Origin of the sequence: Enterovibrio nigricans DSM 22720, assembly GCF_900167155.1 — a bacterium.
GTDB classification, from domain to species: Bacteria; Pseudomonadota; Gammaproteobacteria; order Enterobacterales; family Vibrionaceae; genus Enterovibrio; species Enterovibrio nigricans.
Genome location: NZ_FUXU01000219.1, coordinates 1 through 1,389 on the forward strand (window position 1 = coordinate 1; position 1,389 = coordinate 1,389).

2 protein-coding genes are annotated in these 1,389 nt (G+C 47.4%); one reads left to right on the forward strand and one right to left on the reverse strand.

The genetic code is table 11. The features are described from left to right. Positions 1-671: murein transglycosylase domain-containing protein (locus B5D35_RS23740; RefSeq protein ID WP_139367874.1), on the forward strand; the 671-nt coding region annotated here is incomplete at its 5' end. A 51-nt stretch (positions 672-722) separates the two neighbouring features. Here the strand turns inward: B5D35_RS23740 and B5D35_RS23745 are convergent. Then, positions 723-1,331: an SDR family NAD(P)-dependent oxidoreductase gene (locus B5D35_RS23745; protein WP_078754850.1), complete on the reverse strand. Its 609-nt coding sequence runs from the start codon at positions 1,329-1,331 to the stop codon at positions 723-725. Positions 1,332-1,389 lie beyond the last annotated feature (58 nt).

The window sequence follows — 1,389 nt, forward strand, 5'->3', positions numbered from 1 at the left end:
AGGAAGGAAAATCCATTGAGTGGGAGTGGCGTGCAACTCGCTACGCCGATCATTTAGTTTCCAACAAACTGCAAAGTAAAAAAATCAAACAGGGTACAGCCTATTACGTTGAAATTGACATGGTAAAAGATCACCTGGAACAACGTGAATACCAATATGCCCACTATGTGCGTGACGCCTCTAAGCGATACGACATTCCTGAAGATTTGATTTACGCGGTCATTAAAACCGAAAGCAGTTTTAATCCATACGCCGTTAGCCATGCGGGTGCCTATGGATTGATGCAGGTGATTCCGAAAACGGCGGGCGCTGACGTGTTTAACCTCGTGAAGAAAAAGCCAGGAATTCCGACCAAAGAGTATTTGTTCGATCCGGCTAATAACATTGATACTGGTGCCGCGTATTTACATATTCTGAAAACTCGCTACTTGCGCGATGTGAAGAACGCGTCATCCAAACACTTCAGCATGATTTCCGCCTACAACGGCGGAACGGGCGGGGTTTTGGCAACGTTCCACCCTGATCGCAAACAAGCCATGGTAGCGCTAAATCGCCATTCGCCGAAGCAGGTTTACGATGCGCTCACCACCAAGCACCCGAAAGGGGAAGCGCGACGCTACTTGCAAAAAGTCCTCTACTTCCAGAAAGACTTTAAAGAAGGCAATATCTAAAGCAGAACGCCACCTAGAAAGGTGGCGTTTTTCATATGCAGTGGTATCCCACTAATCTTGATAAATCATCTTCTTGGTCATGCCACCATCGACAAGGATATTGGCACCGTTGACGAAATCATTGTCTGGATGCGTCAGAAACTGGCACGCATTAACGATGTCTTTCGGCTTGCCAACACGCCCTGAAGGGTGCTGCTGATGGTCGACATCTCTCAACGCATCATAATCTGCGGTTTGAATCCAACCCGGGCTCACGACATTCACTGTAATTGGCGTTTTAGACAATGAGACCACCAAGGAATTGGTCAACGATACTAGTCCGCCTTTCGATGCCCCGTAAGCTTCCCACCCTGCTTCATTTTGATGCCAGCGCGTGGAAGAGATATTCACGATTCGCCCGTAAGTCTGCCCCGCATTCGCCGCAATAAACTCACTGATACAGGTAAACGCACCCACCAGATTTACATTGATCACGTTGGCGAACTCTTCAGATGTCAGCGTATCTACGGGTTTGTTAAACGTTGAAATCGCGCCATTATTGATAAGCACATGCACAACACCAAACTGCGCTTTGATGGTGGCAAAGGCTGCAACCACTTCTTCCTTTTTACCCAGATCGGTCAGAAAGGGGGTTGTTGCAAAAAATTCAATCGGGCGGATTTCACCCCGCCGCTTCCTGAAATTACGTGTAAATTACCTCGACATTAAAGAGTCGATT